Genomic DNA, 3,286 nt, shown 5'->3' with positions numbered 1-3,286 from the left:
TGGGGCAGTTCACCTTCCGCGAGGCCTGCGAGACCCGCTGGCCGGCGCTGCGGCTGGCGCGCGAGGTGATGCAGGCGGGCGGGCTTTCGGGGGCCGTGTTCAACGCCGCCAAGGAGCGCGCGCTCGATGCCTTCATCGAAAGGCGCATCGGCTTCCAGCAGATGGCCGAGGTGGTCGAGGAAACACTTCATCGTGTGTCGGCCCAAAGTGGCCTTATTGCCGCCGGGATCAATCTTGATAACGTGCTTGCGGCTGACCATCTCGCCCGTAGGACTGCGGACGAGATAATGAAAACAAGTGAGAGGTAGAGCTTTTGGACCTAGCGCAGCTGATCCCGCAATTCGGAGGCGTGCTCTATACGCTCGTCGCCTTCGTCGTGGCGCTTTCGGTGATCGTGGCCATCCATGAATACGGCCATTACATCGTCGGACGCTGGTCCGGGATCGATGCGGATGTGTTCTCGCTCGGCTTCGGTCCGGTGATCTACTCGCGCTACGACAAGCGCGGCACCAAGTGGCAGATCGCGGCACTGCCCTTTGGCGGCTACGTCAAGTTCAAGGGCGATGCCAATGCCAGCGGCGGCGTCGATCTCGACAGCCTCGCTCATATGAGTGAGGCAGAGCGCCGGCGCACCATGAACGGCGCGCCACTCTGGGCGCGCGCCGCCACCGTGGCCGCCGGTCCGGTGTTCAACTTCGCGCTGACCATCCTGATCTTCACCGGGCTGTTCATGGTGCAGGGCAGGGTGACCGAGCCCTTCACCGTGGGCGACCTGCGCGCGCTGCCGGTGGCGCAGGAACTGCGCGAGGGCGACGAGATCCTTGCCATCAACGGCGCGCCGATGCCGGCCTTCGACGATGCCGAGGGCTTCGAGAGCTTCATGCAAAATCTCCCGCACGAGCCGGTGCTGCCCTACACCGTCTCGCGCGACGGCCAGCAGCTCGAGGTCGACGGGCCCTATGTCTATCCGCCGCTCGCAACCCAGATCGTGCCGCGCTCTGCCGCCAACGAAGCGGGGCTCGAGCCGGGCGACATCATCCTCAATATCGACGGCGAGCCCGCCTTCGCCTTCGAACAGCTCAAGGAGAAGGTCGAAGGCTCCGAGGGCGCGCCGCTCAACCTGACGGTGTGGCGCGACGGCGAGACGCTCGAGCTTGCGATGACCCCGAAGCGCACGGATGAACCGCTGCCCGAGGGCGGCTACCAGACCGTCTATCGCATCGGAATCGTCGGCGGGCTGGCCTTCGAGCCGGCGACCAGCATGATCGGCCCGGTCGATGCCTTCCTTGGCGGGGTGCAGCGCACCGGCGCGATCATCTCGGGCTCGCTCTCGGGGCTGTGGAACATGGTGATCGGCAACATCTCGTCGTGCAACCTCTCGGGCCCGATCGGCATCGCCCAGACCAGCGGTGCGATGGCGAGCCAGGGCGGACAGAGCTTCATCACCTTCATCGCCGTGCTGTCCACCGCGGTGGGCCTTCTGAACCTGTTCCCGGTGCCGGTGCTTGACGGCGGTCACCTGGTGTTTCACGCCTGGGAAGCAGTGACCGGCAAGCCGCCCTCGGACAAGGCGCTGAACGTGCTGATGTCCATCGGCCTGATCCTGATTCTGTCGCTGATGACCTTTGCGCTGACGAACGATCTCTTCTGTCCGTGACGGACAGGTTCCCGCACGGAAACCATTGCCGCGTTTTCGTGCGGGCTTTGCCGCAAATCAGCCGCAATGGGCGGGTAGGAACAGTTCGGAAACCACTTTCTGGAAACCGGCTGGACCATCATGCACACGCTTCAAACCGGATATCGCGGCCTTGGCCTTCTCGTCATGATCAACCTCGATCGCCTTCTCAGCGTGCTCGTCATCGCGGGCGCGTTGTATTTGGGCGCCTTTCTGGGATCGCTCTGAAAACGGGCCGTTTCGGCTTTTGACAAGGTTCTTCAATCCCGATACTCACGTTAAAAAATAAAGGCGGAGTGGATTGAAGGATGACCCAAGGGCTTTCGGGGGCCAGCCTCCTGCGTGGCGCGCGCAATCTTAAAATTGGTAGCTCGCTAGCGGCGCTTTCCGTCGCAATTTCAATGGCTTTCACGGTGCTTCCCGCGCCGACCCAAGCGCAGACTTTCTCGTTCAGCAACGTCTCGATCGAAGGCAACCAGCGGATCGAGGCAGGCACCATCCTCAGCTATGCAGGCATTGCGCGCGGCGCCCCGGTTTCGGGCGGCGAGTTGAACGCGGCCTACCAGCGGATTGTCGCCTCCGGCCTCTTCGAAAGCGTCGAGATCGTGCCGCAGGGCAATACGCTGGTGATCCGCGTCACCGAGTATCCGACGATCAATCGCATCGCCTTCGAGGGCAACCGCCGGATCAAGGACGAAGACCTCGCGACCATCGTCACCGCGCAGCCGCGCCGGGTCTACAGCCCCAGCGCCGCCGAGCAGGACGCCAACGCCATCGCCGAGGCCTACACCCAGCAGGGCCGGATCGCCGCGCGGGTGACGCCGAAGCTGATCAAGCGCTCGGACAACCGCGTCGATCTGGTCTACGAGATCTTCGAGGGCGGCGTGACCGAGGTCGAGCGCATCGCCTTTGTCGGCAACACCGCGTTCAGCGACCGCCGTCTGCGCCGCGTGCTTGAAACCAAGCAGGCCGGCCTGCTGCGCGCGATCATCTCCAAGGACACCTTCATCGCCGACAGGATCCAGTTCGACCGGCAGCTGCTGCAGGATTTCTATGCCTCGCGCGGCTATGTCGACTTCCGCATCACCGGCGTGAATGCCGAGCTCGCCTCCGAGCGCGACGCCTATTTCGTGACCTTCAACGTCGAAGAGGGGCAGCAGTTCAACATCGGCGAGATCAGCGTGCAATCCGATCTGCCCGAGGTCGATACCGAGCTGTTCCGCGACGCCATCAAGATGAAGTCGGGCAAGACCTACTCGCCTTCCGTGGTCGAGAACGAGATCGCCCGTCTCGAGCGCCTTGGCGTGCAGGAGGGGCTGACCTTCGTGCGCGTCGATCCGCGCATCACCCGCAACGACCGCACCCAGACCCTCGACGTGACTTTCGAGCTGACCCGCGGCGAGCGCATCTTCGTCGAGCGGATTGACATCGAGGGCAACACCACCACGCTCGACCGCGTGGTGCGCCGCCAGTTCGACACCGCCGAGGGCGATCCGTTCAACCCGCGCGCCATTCGGCAGGCCGCCGAGCGCATCCGCGCGCTGGGATATTTCTCGAATGCCGACGTGAACGCCCGCGAGGGCACCACGCCGCAGCAGGTCATCATCGACG

At 64.1% G+C, this 3,286-nt stretch carries 3 protein-coding genes and 1 pseudogene; 3 read left to right on the top strand and 1 reads right to left on the bottom strand.

Annotation, left to right across the window (positions count from 1 at the left end; all coding sequences use genetic code 11):
- Both AC6RA4_RS01740 and rseP read left to right on the top strand, forming a co-directional pair.
- Nucleotides 1-308, top strand: a pseudogene (locus tag AC6RA4_RS01740) (1-deoxy-D-xylulose-5-phosphate reductoisomerase); the annotation flags it as partial.
- Between the two features lie 5 nt (nucleotides 309-313).
- Nucleotides 314-1,657: an RIP metalloprotease RseP gene (rseP, locus tag AC6RA4_RS01735; protein ID WP_500156793.1), complete on the top strand. Its 1,344-nt coding sequence runs from the start codon at nucleotides 314-316 to the stop codon at nucleotides 1,655-1,657.
- A gap of 57 nt (nucleotides 1,658-1,714) precedes the next feature.
- Here the strand turns inward: rseP and AC6RA4_RS01730 are convergent, their stop codons facing one another.
- Entirely contained in the window at nucleotides 1,715-1,939 is a 225-nt protein-coding gene (locus AC6RA4_RS01730; RefSeq protein WP_500156791.1) for a hypothetical protein, read from the bottom strand.
- Nucleotides 1,940-1,983: 44 nt separating this feature from the next.
- Here AC6RA4_RS01730 and bamA point away from each other — a divergent pair.
- Nucleotides 1,984-3,286: outer membrane protein assembly factor BamA (gene bamA / locus AC6RA4_RS01725; protein WP_500156789.1), on the top strand; the 1,303-nt coding region annotated here is incomplete at its 3' end.

It is taken from the genome of Salipiger sp., from assembly GCF_059781815.1.
Note: the sequence above shows the minus strand (reverse complement) of the source record. Positions and strands in the feature narration are given on the sequence as shown.